Here is a 16,238-nt window from a genome sequence, read left to right as displayed (position 1 = left end):
TCACCGCCGCGGTGAGTTGGGAGCAGGAGAACCGTCCCCGTGCTCCCGCCAACTTATGATATAATCAAGGAACTGTTAGGGGGGGTAAATGATGGAAAAAGCCAGAGAGATACTGCGCACTACCTTTGGCTATTCGGAGTTTAAGCAAGGCCAGGAGCAGGTCATAGCCTCATTGCTGGCAGGCAGGGATACCTTGGGGATTATGCCCACCGGTGGCGGCAAGTCTTTATGTTTTCAGATCCCCGCCTTGCTTTTTTCCGGCACAACATTGGTCATATCGCCGCTGATCTCCCTGATGAAAGATCAGGTGGATGCCCTGGAGAGCCAGGGGGTGGGGGCTACATATATCAACAGTTCGCTTTCCCAGGCAGAAGTGGAGCTGCGGTTGCAAAACGCGGCCAGGGGAGCATACAAGCTAATTTATGTGGCGCCGGAGCGCTTGCAAATCATGAGTTTCCGGCGCTTGCTGGCTAAGCTCACGATTTCGCTGCTGGCCGTGGATGAGGCCCACTGCGTGTCCCAGTGGGGACACGATTTTCGCCCCAGCTATCGGGAAATCGCCGCCTTTGCCGCCCAACTGCCCCGGCGGCCGCTCGTGGCCGGCTTTACTGCCACCGCCACCCAAGAGGTCATTGATGATATCACCCGCTATCTGAAACTGACGGAACCAAAGGTATTTGTGACCGGTTTTGATCGGGAGAATCTATCCTTCACGGTTTACCGTGGTGTTAACAAACGCCGGTTCCTGCGGGAGTATTTGCAGGCGCAGAAAAATGAGGCGGGGGTAATCTATGTGTCCACCCGCAAAGAAGTGGATCATCTTTACGATTACCTGCTGGGGAGGGAGGTGGCTGTCGGCCGCTATCACGCTGGACTGGGCGCCGAGGAGCGTGCTGCGGCCCAGAACGACTTCCTCCATGACCGCATACGGGTGATGGTCGCCACCAATGCTTTCGGCATGGGCATCGACAAGTCCAATATCCGCTATGTACTACATTACAACATGCCTGGCAGTCTTGAAGCCTATTACCAGGAGGCGGGACGCGCCGGCCGGGATGGGGAACCGGGCAGTTGCATTCTGCTCTTTGCTCCCGGCGATGTCCAGACCCAGAAATTCCTGATTGAGCAGTCGGCAAACCAGTCTCAGCGCCTGGAGTTTGAAACGAAGAAGCTCCAGAAAATGGTCGATTACTGCCATACTTCAGGCTGTCTACGCAGTTATATCCTGGAATATTTTGAGGGAACCAGCCAGCTGGGGACTTGCGGGAACTGCGGCAATTGCTCTGAGGAATCGGATGTTCAGGACATCACAATCGAGGCGCAAAAAATCCTCTCCTGCGTTGTACGCACCCGGCAGCGGTTTGGCGTCGCCCTGGTGGCCCAGGTCCTGAAGGGATCCAACACTGCCCGCATACGGCAATTGAGTTTTCAAAGTTTGTCGACCTACGGAATAATGCGGGAACACACCCTGGAGCAGATTCAGGACTTGATTAAAATCCTCACGGCGGAGGGCTATTTGGCTGTTACCGAGGGCAGCTTGCCGGTGCTGAGACTGACGGAACGGGCGTGGCCGGTGCTGAAGGGCAGGGAAAAGGTCAGTCGGCGTATTCGGCGCATCCAACAGGCGCAACCGGTCGACACGCTATTTGAACAGTTGCGCAAGCTGCGCCGTGAACTGGCAGCTGCCGCTGACCTGCCCCCATACATTATTTTCCCCGACAATACTTTGCGGGAGATGAGCAGCCGGCAGCCCCGGGACCGGGAGTCAATGCTGGAAATTCCCGGTGTGGGCGCCGTAAAATTTGAGCGCTACGGTCAAGAGTTTCTGGCAGTGATTGAAGAATACCTGACCAAAGCATGATTATTTAAGAGGAGTGTGACTATATGCGGACGAAAATCCAGGCTCTATATGAGGCATGGAACCAAGAAGACAATTTTTCCGGGGTATTTTCTGTACAGGATGCGGGGGGAGCTATTTTCGAAGAAGCATCCGGCTCCCGGAATATGGGAGAATGTTTGCCGAACAATCCCGAAACCAGGTTTGGTATCGCTTCCGGGACAAAGATTTTTACGGCGGTTGCGGTGTGCATGCTAATTGATCAAGGTAAGCTGCGGTTAGAAGACAAATTGCTGGATATTCTGGACGCTGATTTCCTCATTTTTCGCCGGCCATAACTGTGGAGCAGTTGTTGACTCATACGGCTGGCGTTCCCGACTATTTCGATGAATCTGTAACCGATGATTTTGAGGCAATCTGGGCTGACAATCCGGTCTACAAACTGACAGCGCCGAAGCACTTTCTGCCGTTGTTCCAAGCGATGAAAATGAACTTTGAGCCGGGCGAGCGATTTGCTTATTCCAACTCCGGCTATATTCTGCTGGGCCTTGTAGTTGAGACGATTTCCGGGCAAAGCTACCAGGAGTTTGTGACCGAGCATGTGCTTAAACCCTGCCAGATGAAAAACACAGGCTTCTTCCGGATGGATATGTTGCCGGAAAACACTGCTAGGGGGCACATTTATGACGAGGATTTAAAGGGCTGGCGCACAAATATATTTTCGGTGCCGGTAATCGGCGGCCCTGATGGTGGCCTCTTTACCACTGCGGCAGATATGAACGCTTTTTGGGAACACCTTATTGGCAGTAAGCTGCTTTCTGAAGCAATGACCGAGGCAATGCTCGCGCCCCGGGCAACGTTGAATGCAGATGTCGGTATTTATTATGGTCTCGGTGTTTACATGGCGAAAGTAAATGAAGAAACTACACGTTATTATGTGCTGGGTGCCGATCCGGGTGTCCAATTCTTTTCAGTTTACTATCCCCTGAAAAAGGTCACGGCTACGGCCCTGGCAAATACCGAGTCAAACATCTTTTCTTTGCTGAAGGAATTGAATGAGATTTGGTAGTGATATAAAGGGTCAGTTTACGGACTGATCCTTTTTTTGGTTCGGATAGCGCGTTCCCTTGACACATTGTTCGGTTACGGTATAATTCAGATGTGAATTATTTGCATGTGAAGGAGTGGCGGCTGTGGCCCATTCGTTAAGCCGGGATGTTTACTGGTTGCTTAGAAACACCACAAGTACGCTCAAGAATGATCTGCGGAAGCAGATAGAAGCGCATGGCATTAGTTGGCCGCAGTTTCATGCCCTCTACCATATTGGAGAGCAGGGCATACCTGCCAATGAACTGGCCCGAGAACTACACTGTAACGCCAGCAATATGACCGGTCTCGTCGACCGAATGATTGAGAATGGTTGGGTTTACCGGGAACATTCTGCCCGGGATCGGCGGGTGTGGCTGGTAAAGCTAACTGAGGAAGGCGAGCAGCTCAAGGAGAGACTTTTCCCTTTGCATCGCCAAAATATCGAGCGACGTATGAGCTGCCTGAGCGGAGAAGAACTGGCGTTGCTCGCTAAGTTACTGCGTAAATTAGCGGACCAAGATAGCGGGAGGGAACAGTCCTGAAGGAATTAAAAGCATTATTGCATTTTGCAAAACCATATAAGTGGTGGTTGGCGTTGGCCACCTTATGTATGTTGGTGGTCACCAGCATGAACCTGGCTGGCCCCTGGGCAATCCGCAGCTTGATTCAAACGGTAACCGAGGGTGTTGAAGGCCAGGGAAGCCTGCGGCAGGTTAACATCTTAACCATCCTTGTGATCGGTATTTATATTTTCCGGGCCCTCTCCCAGTTTGGCACCAATTACATATCTCATTTTGCCGCCTGGCACATCCTCAACGACATCCGGCAGACGATGTATGACCATTTGCAGAAACTTTCGCTGCGTTTTTTCAGCAACAAACAAACCGGCGATCTCATGTCCCGGGTGATTAATGACACCCGGAACTTCGAAATTCTCCTGGCCCACGCAATTCCCACGGTGATGGTAAACGGCATCATGCTCATCGGTATTGCTGTCATCCTTTTTTCCATGAATGTCACCCTTGCCATGTACACATTGATACCAATGCCATTTTTGGGTTGGATGGCCGTAAAGTTCAGCAAGAAATCCCGTCCCCTGTTCCGCAAGGCCCAGGAGCGGATTGGTGAGGTTAATGCAATCCTTCAGGATAATTTCACCGGAATCAAGGAGATTAAGGCCTTCACCCAGGAAGGATATGAAAGCAAACGGACGCAGAAGTCTTTGTCCGCCCATACCAAATCTATTCTGCAAGCCCTGAAGCTAACCAATGCCTTTCATCCCGGGGTGGAGTTTGTGTCCAGCATTGGCACTGTTATCGTAATCTTTTTTGGCGGTCGCTTAGCCTTAACCGGCTCCTTACCCTTGGAAGATCTGGTGGCATTTCTCCTCTATCTGGAGATGTTCTACCGGCCGATTACTGCCCTCGGTCAAATTAATGAAGGTGTGCAACAGGCATTGGGCAGTGCCGAGCGGGTGGTGGCTCTACTGGAGCAGGAGCCCGAAATCAAGGAAGCTCCCAACGCCATTGCCCTGAGGAATGTCCAGGGTGCAGTTGAGTTCCGGGATATCTGCTTCCAGTATGTGAACAACATCCCGGTGCTCAAGAACATCTCCTTTACCGTCCAACCGGGAGAAACCCTGGCCCTGGTCGGTGCTACCGGTGTTGGCAAGACCACAATTGCCAGCCTGATTCCACGTTTTTATGACCCCGACAGCGGGGAGATTCTCATTGACGGCGAAGATATCCGCCAACTGACGTTGCTCAGCCTGCGGAAGCAAATCAGTCTTGTGTCCCAGGACGTATTTTTGTTCAACGGCACCGTCAAAGAGAACATTCTCTACGGGGCCCCGGGGGCGTCGGAAGAGAACGTATATGCTGCCGCCAAGGCAGCAAATGCCCATGACTTCATCCTCGGCCTGGAAAACGGCTACGAGACCCGGGTCGGCGAGCGGGGCGTCAAACTCTCTGGCGGCCAAAAGCAGCGGATCTCCATTGCCCGGGCCTTCCTCAAGGACGCGCCAATCCTGATTCTCGATGAGGCCACCTCAGCAGTGGATACCCAGACCGAGCGCCTCATTCAGCAGGCCCTGACCAAGCTGAAGCGCAACAAGACGGCAATCGTCATCGCCCACCGTTTGTCCACAATTCAGCAGGCCAACCAAATTGTTGTGCTCAAAGAAGGTGAGATCCTAGAGCAGGGAACCCACGAAGAGTTGCTGAAAGAAAACGGCCTCTATCACCAGCTCTGCCGGGCCCAGAGCTCAGCATAAAAATAACAGGGGAACGATTCCGCATCGTTCCCCTGTTTTGATTTGCGGTTAGGCCAGATTGTACTTGGGCTGCTCCTGCTCGATGATCTCCTTGGCCTTGTCTCGGGCGTCCTTGATGCTGCTAAGCTCGAATATCTTCACCCGGGCGCCAGGAACATGGTTTTCCTGGCCATAGAAATGGGTTGCCAGGGTATCTTTCAATTCGCCCCGTTTTGCAGTTCCGGTATAGATATTAGTGCCGTTATTGCTTGTAATGATGTATAAAACCGGTTTACTGTTTGTCAGCTCTCTGATCGCTCTTTTGGACAGACGGATCATTTGCTTGCTCATAACATTCCCTCCTTTGATGTTTGTTTGCTAGAATTTGCTATATACTTCTTCTTTTTGTTCCAGCCTGAATCCTGCTTGTTTTAGTAAAAACCACTGAACTGGCAGGCAAAAACCTCCCTTTATCAGAGCGTAACGTAAAAGATACACTGTCGTTACAGGTTAAGGATGCTAACCATGTATAATTGAAGCAGTCTAATCGATGACAGGAGTGAAGATATGAAGACTGCAAAGCGCAAGCGGTTCACGATAATCATTGGCATTTTTATTCTCATATCAGGATTAATTTTTGGTGTTGTGTGCACCGTTATCGCCAACAGCGTTATTTCTGAGATGGCGGATCTGCGGGTGGAAATAAACGGAGCTGAGCTGGCAGATTATCAACTTGAAGGAGAGCAAGCCAGCGTCACCAGTTCAGACGGCTAATGCATACATTGCACCCAATCCGGAAGCCAAAGGCAATGTGTTGATTCTCCACGGCATGGATGCCAGTTCCCTACTTGACTATGCCCGGTTTATCAATGATGCCGGTTATACCCCGGTTGTAATTGATATGCGGGCCCATGGCCAGAGCGAGGGCGAGAGCCTGTTCTTTGGCTATCTGGAGACGTTGGATGTTACTGCGGTTATTGACTTCTTGCAGGCAGATTCACGGTTTAATCAACAGCCAATCATCCTGTACGGTTTGTCCATGGGTGGCAGTACCGCTATCAACACTGCCGCCGAATTCGGCAATGTTGATGGGATTATTGCAATCAGCCCGTTTCTGTCCCTGCAGGACCAGGTCCGCGATTATATGCTCCGGGACGGCGCCCCTGAGCTGTTCGTCAGTGCTTTTCAGCCCTTTGTTAATCTTGTGCTGTGGCAAAAATATAATGTCCGGCCGGTACAGCAAAGCCCCGCCGTTTCGGTGCAGAACCTGGCGGATATACCGGTGCTGATTGCCCATGGAGAGGCCGATACCCAGACCTCTGTCTACCATGGGGAGACCCTCCACGAGCAAAACAGCAGCACCCAGAAAGAGCTGTGGATTGCGCCTGACAAAGACCACCTGATTGTCAATGATGTTTTGGCCGATGATAGCGAGTTTTACCGGGAACGGATAGTTGATTTCCTGCACCGGCATTTTGACTAGTATTTGTAACGATATGTAAAAGGACGCCCGCCGGCGTCCTTAAATTTACTTATCTTTCTTCGCGACAACCACACACTCTTCGCCACCGGCATAGGGAGTATACTGATAATCCTGGTAAAATTCCTGCACGCTAAACCCGGTAGCCTCCAACAGCGCTTGCATCCTGGGGGCAGGGATGGACGCCTCAACGCTGGCATTGACATCGATGCGGGATGCAGAACCGTTAATTCGGTAGGTGATCATGTTAATAATCCGCAGATGCGGGTCAACCTGGTTCATCTGGACTGTTTGGATCGTCACGTCGCCGGAGTTGGGATCAATCTTTTCAAAGCCCAGCCAGGGTTTGCTTAAATTAGTCTCATTGGTGCCGGCATCGAAGTCAAAGGCCAGCATTCCGCCGGAGGCGAGGTGGCGCCAGCAGCAATTCAGCACCGTGCTGCGTTCTGCATCTGAGTGCATGTAGGTCATCGAATAGTAGGGAATGATGATCAGGTCAAATTCGCTCTCTAGGTTGAAGTCCCGCATGTCCCCCTGATGCAGTTCCGGTGTGAACCCGGCCCCGTTCAGCTTTTCCGCCGCCAGTTTCAGCATATGCGGCGACATATCGATGCCGGTAACATCCACACCTGCCTGAAGCAGGGGCAGCATCACCCTCCCGGTTCCGCAACCGATGTCCAGTACTCTGCGGCCCCTGGCAAGTTCCAGGTAGAATTCCAGGTCCTCTGTAAACTGGATTGCGGTGTCATAGGTGTTGTTTTCGTCGTAAGATGTAATTTCTGTGGCCAGTCCCTGCTCCAGCAGTTGCCGGGCAGTGCCGAAATATTTTTCCATAGCATGTTCCTCCAGTCTTGAAGCAGAATCTTTATCTTCTTGGTAAGTTTGAAAATCCTTTATAGTAACGGAAATGTAACCGGCGCAGGAGATTATGAATTGTTGTAGACACACGGCATAAAGTATAGTATTGTTAGTACTCGCAACCTGATTTTTCCTGCAAAAATTGGGTAGAGTAGTTTAGAACAATCTTTATTAAAGAGGAGAGATTAACGTGACTGAGACCGACGGCCTGTTGGTGTTAACCGACGGAGAAGGCACCGAGGTGGAGTGCGAATATCTGGCAGCGATTGAACACGAAGACAAGAACTACGCTATCTTTTATCCAACAGACCAGAATGAAGACGAGGGTGAAGTGATCATCCTGGAGATTATCGAGGGTGAAGATGGCGCGGAAGAGTATGTGTCTGTGGACGATGAAAACGTCTTGGATCAGGTGTTTGCAGAGTTTGTCAGCTTGATGGAAGCAAACGACAACGAAGAATAGTACAGTTCAGGGGCGCCGAAAGGCGCCCCTGAATCGTTCCGAAGTATATCTATAGGTGGAAATAAAAAATGACCTGTTGTCTGTTAAAAGGGGTAGGGCAGTATGTGACTAATATTATGTTGTATAATAGGGAACATAAGAAATATAATAGCTATATTTTGTTGAGCTAATAGCTATTCTCTGTTATCCTTGTGGCAGGAGGTGGTACTATGCGGGTCAATTCTACAGACTTGCAGAATGCCTTTGGCAAATACCTTGCCATGTTGGAAAAGGAAGATATCATCGTGGTGAAAAACGGCAAAAATGTAGCCAAGTTAACTAAGTACACTGTGCCGGATTACGCCATCCTTCATGAAGAGGCTATGAATTATAAGACCACCCGACGAAAGATTACCTACGAGGAATACGAGGCGCTGGTGGAGTCCTCTGACCAACGCTATGAGTTGATTGGTGGCGAGGTATATCTGTTGGCTGCCCCCAGTTATTCTCACCAGGTGGTAGTCAATGAGATTGCCGGTCGTTTCTATAATTATTTCAGAGACAAATCTTGCCAGCCATTGACATCACCCTTTGATGTCCGGCTTTTTGGCTTTGCTGCCAAGTTTATGGAAGATCCGAATGTGGTTCAACCGGACATTGTTGTGGTCTGTGATAAGGACAAGGTACAGGATAATAAGTACCATGGCGTACCGACATTAATTGTCGAGGTCCTCTCTCCCTCTACGAAGGGCAAGGACCTTGCCACTAAGCTGGAGCTATACCGCAAGAGCGGCGTGTCAGAATACTGGATTGTAGATCCAGATGCCAAGCAACTGACGTTTTATTCTTTTACCGCAGAACGGGAAGTGGCTAAGTTTACTACTTTCTTTGCGGGAGATGTGGTTAGTTCAGAGACATTTAAGGGATTAGAGCTGTCGGTGCAGGAGATATTTGCCGATTTATAGCTTACTGCTCATGAAGATCGACAAGTAATTGCTCAATCCTCAGCTTGTGAGAATAAGCTGCCGTCTATGTCCAGGATTTCCTCAATGGGTATGGTTATCCCCCCGGACATGACGATGACACGCCGATATGCGTCTATTTTCTTCACCTGACCGGTGGTTGTAACATAAGAGCCACCGGCTTTTTTGCTATCAGGCTGGAAGTAGGTTATGGATATTTCCGGATAGTCCTCTAGGCATTCTGCAACAAGCTGCAGTTTGTCGTTCAATCTTTCCTTTTCGCACTCATCTAACTCCACTCTCTTGTCGGTGAGTCTAGCGGTTTCTTTGACGGCGGCATCGTGACCGGTAAGGGCGGCGAAGGGGGCAAATTGGGCGGCACGATTAATAATCGACATAGGGGGCCGGGTTTTCGATACATGGCGAGGCAAGTTGATAATGTCTTCATATGACCTTGTCATGCCTTATGCCCTCCAATCTGCTTATTTCGCTCCGTGGTGGTGGCGCCTTCCTCCAGGTTCATTCCCTTGAGGATGGCATTCTTGCCGTATTTTTTCCTGATGGCCAGGGTTGCCTCTTGGGTTTTCCTTTCTCGTATTAGTTCGGCTTCCTCTTGTTTGTGTTTTACCTCCTCGGCCTGGTAGTCGGTAAACAAGTCAAGTTGCTCAATGTCGTTAGTCTTGCCAATAGATGCCTCATCAACTACGTGGTTTGCCGCAATGGTGACCCTCCTGACTAGAAGGTTCTGGTCGACGATGCGCTCAAAAAGCTCCATGACGGCCTGTAAAATCTGCTTAGTGGAGGATGTGGGCCCCTTAAGGTTAACACTGCCATGGGCATGCTTGGGAACAGAACGACCGTAGTGATCGGTGGTAATTGCGCCATGGTAGGATTGGCGTATTTTTTCGTCCTTGAGGTTTTCAATATCATATCCCACCGTCAGCACCATCTGATCTGTCACAAGCTCTTTATCCACCAGGTCCAGCACCAATAACTCAGTCATTTCTCGCACAACCAGTTTAGCCTTTTCGAAGCTATAGGGATTATGCAAGACCTGACCCGAGCCCACACTCTTGGCGCTGGGTTTGTATGCTTTGATGTCAGCGATGGTACAAGGCTCCCATCCCCAAGCATGATCGATGAGCAGTTCGGCATTGACACCGAAAAGTCTGTACAGCAGGTCTTCGTTGTGAAAATCGGTGGGCTCACCCAAGGAGCACCTTGCTATGTCGCCCATGGTATAGAGGCCTTTTCCCTCCAGTTTCTTTGCATAGCCCCTGCCTACGCGCCAGAAGTCAGTAATGGGGCGATGGGACCATAATAGTCGCCGATAACTCATCTCATCCAACTCGGCAATACGGACACCACTTTCATCTGTGGGAATACGCTTTGCCTGGATATCCATGGCGATTTTAGCCAGGTACAAGTTCGTGCCTATTCCTGCCGTGGCAGTAATGCCCGTGGTGGCAAGGACGTCGAGGATAATTTTCTTAGCCAGTTCTCGGGGCGAAAGTTTATAAGTGTTGAGGTAATCGGTGATGTCCATAAAGACCTCGTCAATGGAGTAAACATGGATGTCTTCAGGGGCGATATGCTTTAAATAAACATCGTAAATTCTCGTACTGTACTCCATGTAGCGGGCCATTCGCGGCGGTGCAGTTATATAGTCCAAGGATAGGTCAGGGGAAGAACTCAGTTCATTGTCATCACAAGAAGAGCCGGTAAAGGTATGCCCCGGTGCCTTGCGCCGCCGCTTTGCATTAATTTCCTTAACCTTTTGCACAACTTCAAACAACCGCGGTCTTCCTGGAATGCCGTGGGCTTTTAGAGCGGGGGAGACGGCAAGACATATTGTTTTTGTAGTTCGACTATCATCAGCGACAACAAGATTGGTGGTCATTGGATCAAGTCCGCGCTCCATGCATTCCACCGAAGCATAAAAAGACTTTAGGTCGATGGCGATATAGATTCTGCTCTTCATCTGCCAGTCACCTCCTGGATCTGTGGCCTGCACATCCACCCAGCTATATTGTACTATATATTTGGAGAGAGGGGAACAGTTGTTTGCAAGAAGGTCCGTCAGGTCGTACTCATCTCCCCTAGATCTTCTACTCAGTAGTTATGATATATGGATAAGCGAAGAGGGATGCCGGTCAGGCATCCCTCTTTTAGTTAAAGCGGGCAAAGGCGACGGTTTCGCCTTTGTCGCAGGATTGAAAACCGTTGGCTTCATAAAAACCCCTGGTCTCGGGCGACTCATCGGTGAGCAGCACCTTTTGGCGAACATGACGGAACTCTTCGAGGATTTGGTTTAGCAGTTCGCTGCCTATGCCGCAGCGTTTATGGGATTTTCGCACCAGGATATCCTGGATATAAAGGATGGACTGGCCATCGCCTACCACCCGGATCAGGCCCACCAGCTCTTCGCCGTCCCAGGCGCTGATAACCGCCAGGGAGTTGGCAAGCGCCCGCATTAGGCCATCAATGTCTTTTGTGTACGCAAGCCAGCCGGCATCACTATACAGTTCTTGCACTGCCTGTTGGGGCAGGTCTTTTGTTGTCTGGTATTTGATGTTCATCTGCATCAACTCCTTTGTAATCACTAAATGTCACCCAGCCAGTCTTTGTCCGTGCCACCACGGACATAATCCTTATAGTGCACACCTCTGCGTTTGATGCGGGTCTTGGACACCTTTTTGTTGAGACGGATCTGCTTTTTATGAAACATGCCTTCTTCCTGCAGCAGTTTATGGTAATTGCTAAGGCGCTCTTGGGTAAGCTCGCCGCTTTCAAGCGCCCGGCGAACCGCGCAGCCCGGTTCGTTTTCATGGGTACAATCCCGGAACTTGCAGGCGGCGGCTAGGGTCTCAATGTCTTGAAACGTGCCGGTGAGTCCGCCCGGGGCAAACAGTTCCAGCTCGCGAATGCCCGGGGTGTCGATATAGAGCGCGCCACCGGGCAGGACAGATAGCTGTCGGTGGGTGGTGGTGTGGCGGCCACGATGATCCTCTTCACGGACGGAGGCGGTCTTCATCAGCTCCTCTGCCGCTAGGACATTGAGTAACGTCGATTTGCCGACACCGGAGCTGCCGATGGCCACATAGGTGCGGCCTGGGTTCAGTTGTTGCCGAAGCTGGTCGACACCGGCGCCGCTGACAGCCGAGACCACATCTATCTTTACTCCGGGATGGTGATTCTGCACGGCTTTTGCCAGTTCGTCGGCCTCAGGGACAAGATCGGCTTTGGTCAGCACAATATGCGGTGTGGCCCCGGCGTTTATTGCCAGGGCAATATAGCGGTCTAGCCGGGCCAGGTTATAATCGCCCGCAAGTGCCTGGATAATCAGGCAGACGTCAATATTGGCGGCAATCGCCTGGGCCTCCGGGTTGTCGTTTACCTGTTGTCGCTGCAAGCAGCTAGAGCGGGGCAAGACAGCATTGATAATATACTTTTCTGAATCGGCCTTTTGGACCGCCACCCAATCGCCGGTTACCGGACGCCGGGCGGCGTAAAGGGCATTGTGCCGCAGTTTACCGGATATTTCCGCTCGGGCCACTTCCTCGTCGGTTGCGATTTCATACTGCCAGGACCAGCATGCGGTTACACGGGCCGGAATCTGGCCCTGTTCTTCGTAGGGCTGGAATTGTTCTGCCAACTGTGGGCTCCAGCCATAATCTTTTAAATTCAAGTAAATCCTCCTTAATACATCCCTAAAAAAGCGCACACAAAAACCACAGGAGTATCCCTGTGGTTCGGCATTTTCAGGGTATGCTCTTTGAATGGGGATGGGCATTGCCCGGCACAAGTGCCAAAGGCGCCCGGTATGAAGTTAACGGACAACCACCTTGTTTTCGTTTCTCATACTAATCAACCCCTTTCAGAGGATTTGCCACTGATTACCTCCATTATAAACGCGGAGAGGAAGAAAAGCCAGTAGTAAACAAATTGTAATATGGATATTATTTTCCAGCCTAGTTGCAGGAAAATAAAAAAAAAACGAAATTAAGGGCAAGGAGAATAGTTTTACACCGATGATTTACCTTGGATTTCTTTAAAGTGAATGTACCTGAAGGGGGTTAATGGTTTGTGCTTACTTTGTTTCGACGTAAGGAGCGCTTATTTCTAGTTTTATTGGGCATTTTGCTTGTCTCTCTTGCCGCTGGTTTGTCCGCGTCTACAGCCCGGTCGATCCAGGGCACTGTTGACGAAGAGTTGGCTCAGCACTGGCGGACAGATTATGATATTCTGGTTCGACCGCACTCGGCAGTCAGCGAAATTGAAAAGGCCGATGAAAGTGTTAGCAGTAAGTTTCAGTCCAATCATTTTTCCGATCACGAGATATCTGTCCTTCAATTGGAAGCAATTCGGGATATTGAAGGAGTTGAGGTGGCGGCGCCCCTGGCAGTAGTTGGTCCCGCGTATGTTCAATCAGGCGTTGGTGTGCCAATGCCTTATGATAATTTAGAGCCCGGGGTTTATAAAGAAGTAATTACTGTAACGGAAAGCAACGGAATTGAAAATATCAAAACCAGCTATACCAGTTATTTTATTAGCCACGATTCCTTTATGGAGTTTGGAACAGAATATGATGAGATTCCCATAAGTTTGTTCTATAACGCCGGGCTCAGTATTCCCCCGTACCGGTTTAGCGCCATGCAATTTACCATAAATGTGGTTGCGGTGGATCTTGAAGCGGAGGCGGCCTTGCATGGCCTGGATAGGGCGCTAATAGAAGGAGATTTGCCTTCCCAAGGTGGAAATTACAGGGATGGTGAAGGACAGATCAATCTTCCTATTATATTGAACCAGTACTATGGCCCGGAGGGGAATGCATCGGTAAGTCTATCACGGTTGACTGAAATGACACCCAGACTGGAAACCGTAGAGATGTTGGCGGATACCGACAGGAACTTGTTTAGGCAGGCGAAAGAGGAGCATGTCAAAGACTTTGATCTGAATTTAGAGGTTCCCTTGACTCTGCCGGGATTTGGCGAAACCTTTGCGCAAACCGAATTTCGGGCACCGGAGGGCCTTGAGTACAGTGATTCAGGGGGCGAAATTGCTCTCTTTTCCCATACACTGGGGGGCAGCTTATCTCTAGATCCTTTGAATCAGGATGTCACCGGTCGGTATGAGCTGGGGGGCAGAAACCAGGTCTTCCGGCGGCCGGCTGGCGATGACCGCCCGGGTTCATTAACTGGTGGCACAATTCAATACTCCTATGCCGGTACTTTTGACCCAGAGCTGCTTTCGGTGATGGAAAGCGACTCGCCGGTTGCGGCGCCGCTGGAAATATACCGTTCCAGTCCCGAAATAGTGTTGAGCGGTCTTAACGGCGCCCCGGTCCCACCAGAAACTTACGCCAGATTTGTTCATGCCTATGATTTTGTCGGTGCGCCAATTGGCGGGCTGGTTCCCCTGGAGGCAACAGATGTTTTGGGGGATGTTGGCATAGATTCTGTGCGGGTTCGGGTATCTGGCGTAGATGATATGAGTGAAGAGAGTCAGCTGCGTATCGCATATATCGCTCAGCAAATTGAAGAGCGCACCGGGTTGCACGCGGATATCGTTCTTGGTTCGTCCCAGCAGCGTAAGCCCGTCCACTTATATAGTTATAATAATGCGGAGCGTGAAAACTACCTGGAGTATGTCGTATCTGCTCTTCAAGACAGCATTCAGGAGCTTGAACTGGCAACAGGTATGCCTACCACAATCGATTTTTATACCCTGGAAACGGATATGCGTGATTGGTTCCTGGACACCGAAAAGCCCATGTTCATCTTGCCTAGAGGAATGACGGAAACCGAGAGAGAAGAGTTGCTGTCGGTTGTTATGACTCATTTGGAAAAGCCCTTAGCCGAATTAGGCTATGAGGATTTAAGCAATCAGTACCAGCAAATTCAATATAACCCTTATAATTGGCATAAGAAAATCACGGTTGTGATGCCGGAATATCAAATGGCAGACGGTGAGCCCAGAGATCTATACGGGGTGGTGGAACAGCATTGGATTAAGCTGGGCACTCATATTCGCATCTATGAAGAGACTAACCGGGGCACCTTTTGGATTACTTTAGGACTGCTGGCGGTGGGGACATTGTTTATCGGCAATACTACATATATTTCGGCTGTGGGGCGGATCGGTGAGTTCTCGGCCTTGCGTTCTTTAGGGTGGCGGCGGAGCACCGTGTTTCGGGTATCCCTGACCGAAACTCTGCTTGTCGCTCTGCTGGCCGGGATAACGACTGCCACAGTACTTGCCTTGGTCTGGATGTTCAGCGAGCGGTATCTGGACTCTATGGTGTTGCTATTGGTTGCGCCGGCGGTGCTCGTTACCTTTCTGATTGGTGGAATACCACCGCTTATTCGCACCATCTTCATCCCACCCCTGGCTGGGGTCAGGCAAGGTGAGTTAAAAAGTAAGTCCCGGATTGGCGGGGCACACCCCCTGGGCTTTATTCTGCGGGGACTAACATTGCGCCTGGGACGGACCTTTGTCACCCTCCTGGCAATGATTATACCCGCTGGGATGCTGGCCTTCAGCTTTTTTGTATATTTTGGTGTGCAATCACTGATGGGCGAAACGTTGCTGGGCGAGTATCTGGCATTGGAATTCAGAGGCTATCACTTTGTTTTAAACGGCCTAATTTTCGCTGTGGCAGGGTTGGCAGTAACCGATGCGCTGTTGATGAACCTCAGGGAGCGACAAAAAGAGCTCGGGCTGTTGAAAGCAATCGGCTGGCGGAACAATACCGTCTCCGGGCTCCTGTTTTGCGAAGGGGTCAGCCTTGGCTTGGTGGGTGGCGTTATTGGGACTGTGGCTGCTGGATTTTTCTACATGTATGTTTTCGGGCTGTTGCCGCCGAAACCATTGCTCAACGGTTTGTTGCTCGTTTTGTTGCCTGCTTTGGTTGGAGGGTTGGCAGCGCTAGTGCCAGCTGGGCGCGCCAAAAAGATTCCGGCGGCACAAGTAATCCGCGAAGAATAAGTGAAAGGGGAAAAACCATATGCCATTCTTAGCGACAAACGCTTTGGTTAAGGAATATAAGTCCGGTCAGTATGCAGTGCGAGCTGTAGACGGCATTTCGCTGAGTATTGAGGAGGGGGAATTTGTTTCAATTGTTGGCCCCTCCGGTTCCGGGAAATCTACGCTCCTATACTTGTTGGGTCTTCTGGAGCAACCCACTGAAGGCAAAATTATGTGCCAGGGCATAGATTTGCACAAACTCAATGACCGTCAACAGGCAGATTTTCGTCGTACTCAGGTTGGCTTCGTGTTCCAGCAGTATAACTTGTTGCCGGTCTTAACAGCTTCGGAAA

Annotated in this window: 17 protein-coding genes; 11 read left to right on the top strand and 6 right to left on the bottom strand. The window is 50.5% G+C overall.

All coding sequences use genetic code 11. The features are described from left to right. The first annotated feature begins 88 nt into the window (after nucleotides 1–88). The 5 genes from recQ to FH749_07145 all read left to right on the top strand — a co-directional run bounded on the left by recQ (nucleotide 89) and on the right by FH749_07145 (nucleotide 5,198). Nucleotides 89–1,861 (top strand): DNA helicase RecQ, encoded by a 1,773-nt coding sequence (recQ, locus tag FH749_07165; GenBank protein ID MTI95252.1) that lies wholly within the window; start codon nucleotides 89–91, stop codon nucleotides 1,859–1,861. Between the two features lie 23 nt (nucleotides 1,862–1,884). After that, the gene (locus tag FH749_07160; protein MTI95251.1) at nucleotides 1,885–2,175 is read left to right on the top strand and encodes a serine hydrolase; all 291 of its coding nucleotides are present in this window, start codon (nucleotides 1,885–1,887) and stop codon (nucleotides 2,173–2,175) included. Next, complete coding sequence (locus FH749_07155; protein MTI95250.1) at nucleotides 2,172–2,906, top strand: serine hydrolase; 735 nt, start codon at nucleotides 2,172–2,174, stop codon at nucleotides 2,904–2,906. The genes FH749_07160 and FH749_07155 overlap by 4 nt, the downstream gene beginning before the upstream one ends. Before the next feature lie 115 nt (nucleotides 2,907–3,021). Then, nucleotides 3,022–3,468 (top strand): MarR family transcriptional regulator, encoded by a 447-nt coding sequence (locus FH749_07150; GenBank protein MTI95249.1) that lies wholly within the window; start codon nucleotides 3,022–3,024, stop codon nucleotides 3,466–3,468. After that, nucleotides 3,465–5,198 (top strand): ABC transporter ATP-binding protein, encoded by a 1,734-nt coding sequence (locus tag FH749_07145; protein ID MTI95248.1) that lies wholly within the window; start codon nucleotides 3,465–3,467, stop codon nucleotides 5,196–5,198. The genes FH749_07150 and FH749_07145 overlap by 4 nt, the downstream gene beginning before the upstream one ends. 48 nt (nucleotides 5,199–5,246) lie before the next feature. On the opposite strand, the gene FH749_07140 is transcribed toward FH749_07145, so the two are convergent. Then, nucleotides 5,247–5,528 (bottom strand): hypothetical protein, encoded by a 282-nt coding sequence (locus FH749_07140; protein MTI95247.1) that lies wholly within the window; start codon nucleotides 5,526–5,528, stop codon nucleotides 5,247–5,249. 216 nt (nucleotides 5,529–5,744) lie between these two features. Here FH749_07140 and FH749_07135 point away from each other — a divergent pair, with 216 nt between their 5' ends. Further along, entirely contained in the window at nucleotides 5,745–5,951 is a 207-nt protein-coding gene (locus tag FH749_07135) for a hypothetical protein (protein MTI95246.1), read from the top strand. Beyond that, complete coding sequence (locus FH749_07130) at nucleotides 5,911–6,660, top strand: alpha/beta hydrolase (protein MTI95245.1); 750 nt, start codon at nucleotides 5,911–5,913, stop codon at nucleotides 6,658–6,660. Before FH749_07135 ends, FH749_07130 begins: the two co-directional genes overlap by 41 nt. Nucleotides 6,661–6,705: 45 nt before the next feature. On the opposite strand, the gene FH749_07125 is transcribed toward FH749_07130, so the two are convergent. After that, on the bottom strand, nucleotides 6,706–7,491 hold the full coding sequence (locus tag FH749_07125) for a class I SAM-dependent methyltransferase (GenBank protein ID MTI95244.1): 786 nt from the start codon (nucleotides 7,489–7,491) through the stop codon (nucleotides 6,706–6,708). A gap of 208 nt (nucleotides 7,492–7,699) precedes the next feature. On the opposite strand from FH749_07125, the gene FH749_07120 reads away from it, so the two are divergent. Both FH749_07120 and FH749_07115 read left to right on the top strand, forming a co-directional pair. Then, a complete protein-coding gene (locus FH749_07120) occupies nucleotides 7,700–7,978 on the top strand; it encodes a DUF1292 domain-containing protein (protein ID MTI95243.1) in 279 nt (92 codons plus the stop codon). 209 nt (nucleotides 7,979–8,187) lie between these two features. Beyond that, entirely contained in the window at nucleotides 8,188–8,922 is a 735-nt protein-coding gene (locus FH749_07115) for a Uma2 family endonuclease (protein ID MTI95242.1), read from the top strand. 32 nt (nucleotides 8,923–8,954) lie between these two features. On the opposite strand, the gene FH749_07110 is transcribed toward FH749_07115, so the two are convergent. The 4 genes from FH749_07110 to rsgA form a co-directional block, all read right to left on the bottom strand. Further along, nucleotides 8,955–9,380: a YolD-like family protein gene (locus FH749_07110; GenBank protein MTI95241.1), complete on the bottom strand. Its 426-nt coding sequence runs from the start codon at nucleotides 9,378–9,380 to the stop codon at nucleotides 8,955–8,957. After that, on the bottom strand, nucleotides 9,377–10,900 hold the full coding sequence (locus FH749_07105) for a DNA methylase (protein MTI95240.1): 1,524 nt from the start codon (nucleotides 10,898–10,900) through the stop codon (nucleotides 9,377–9,379). The genes FH749_07110 and FH749_07105 overlap by 4 nt, the downstream gene beginning before the upstream one ends. Before the next feature lie 187 nt (nucleotides 10,901–11,087). Beyond that, nucleotides 11,088–11,498: a GNAT family N-acetyltransferase gene (locus FH749_07100; protein MTI95239.1), complete on the bottom strand. Its 411-nt coding sequence runs from the start codon at nucleotides 11,496–11,498 to the stop codon at nucleotides 11,088–11,090. A gap of 23 nt (nucleotides 11,499–11,521) precedes the next feature. Continuing rightward, nucleotides 11,522–12,712: a ribosome small subunit-dependent GTPase A gene (rsgA, locus tag FH749_07095; GenBank protein ID MTI95238.1), complete on the bottom strand. Its 1,191-nt coding sequence runs from the start codon at nucleotides 12,710–12,712 to the stop codon at nucleotides 11,522–11,524. 293 nt (nucleotides 12,713–13,005) lie between these two features. On the opposite strand from rsgA, the gene FH749_07090 reads away from it, so the two are divergent. Both FH749_07090 and FH749_07085 read left to right on the top strand, forming a co-directional pair. Further along, nucleotides 13,006–15,906 carry an FtsX-like permease family protein gene (locus FH749_07090; GenBank protein MTI95237.1) on the top strand — a complete coding sequence of 967 codons (2,901 nt, stop codon included), beginning with the start codon at nucleotides 13,006–13,008 and terminating at the stop codon, nucleotides 15,904–15,906. A 19-nt stretch (nucleotides 15,907–15,925) separates the two neighbouring features. Then, the coding region (locus tag FH749_07085) for an ATP-binding cassette domain-containing protein (protein ID MTI95236.1) at nucleotides 15,926–16,238 on the top strand (313 nt) is incomplete at its 3' end.

This window comes from Bacillota bacterium, from assembly GCA_009711825.1.
In the GTDB taxonomy this organism is placed as follows: Bacteria; Bacillota; Proteinivoracia; order UBA4975; family VEMY01; genus VEMY01.
The sequence above is the reverse complement of the archived record's forward strand: the minus strand, read 5'-3'. Positions and strand labels throughout refer to the sequence as shown.

Bases quoted from the DNA above. Each gene is read 5' to 3' on its own strand.
- recQ (MTI95252.1), top strand. From the start codon at position 89: ATGATGGAAAAAGCCAGAGAGATACTGCGCACTACCTTTGGCTATTCG.
- FH749_07160 (MTI95251.1), top strand. From the start codon at position 1,885: ATGCGGACGAAAATCCAGGCTCTATATGAGGCATGGAACCAAGAAGAC.
- FH749_07140 (MTI95247.1), bottom strand. From the start codon at position 5,528: ATGAGCAAGCAAATGATCCGTCTGTCCAAAAGAGCGATCAGAGAGCTG.
- FH749_07135 (MTI95246.1), top strand. From the start codon at position 5,745: ATGAAGACTGCAAAGCGCAAGCGGTTCACGATAATCATTGGCATTTTT.
- FH749_07125 (MTI95244.1), bottom strand. From the start codon at position 7,491: ATGGAAAAATATTTCGGCACTGCCCGGCAACTGCTGGAGCAGGGACTG.
- FH749_07115 (MTI95242.1), top strand. From the start codon at position 8,188: ATGCGGGTCAATTCTACAGACTTGCAGAATGCCTTTGGCAAATACCTT.
- FH749_07110 (MTI95241.1), bottom strand. From the start codon at position 9,380: ATGACAAGGTCATATGAAGACATTATCAACTTGCCTCGCCATGTATCG.
- FH749_07105 (MTI95240.1), bottom strand. From the start codon at position 10,900: ATGAAGAGCAGAATCTATATCGCCATCGACCTAAAGTCTTTTTATGCT.
- FH749_07100 (MTI95239.1), bottom strand. From the start codon at position 11,498: ATGAACATCAAATACCAGACAACAAAAGACCTGCCCCAACAGGCAGTG.
- rsgA (MTI95238.1), bottom strand. From the start codon at position 12,712: ATGCCCATCCCCATTCAAAGAGCATACCCTGAAAATGCCGAACCACAG.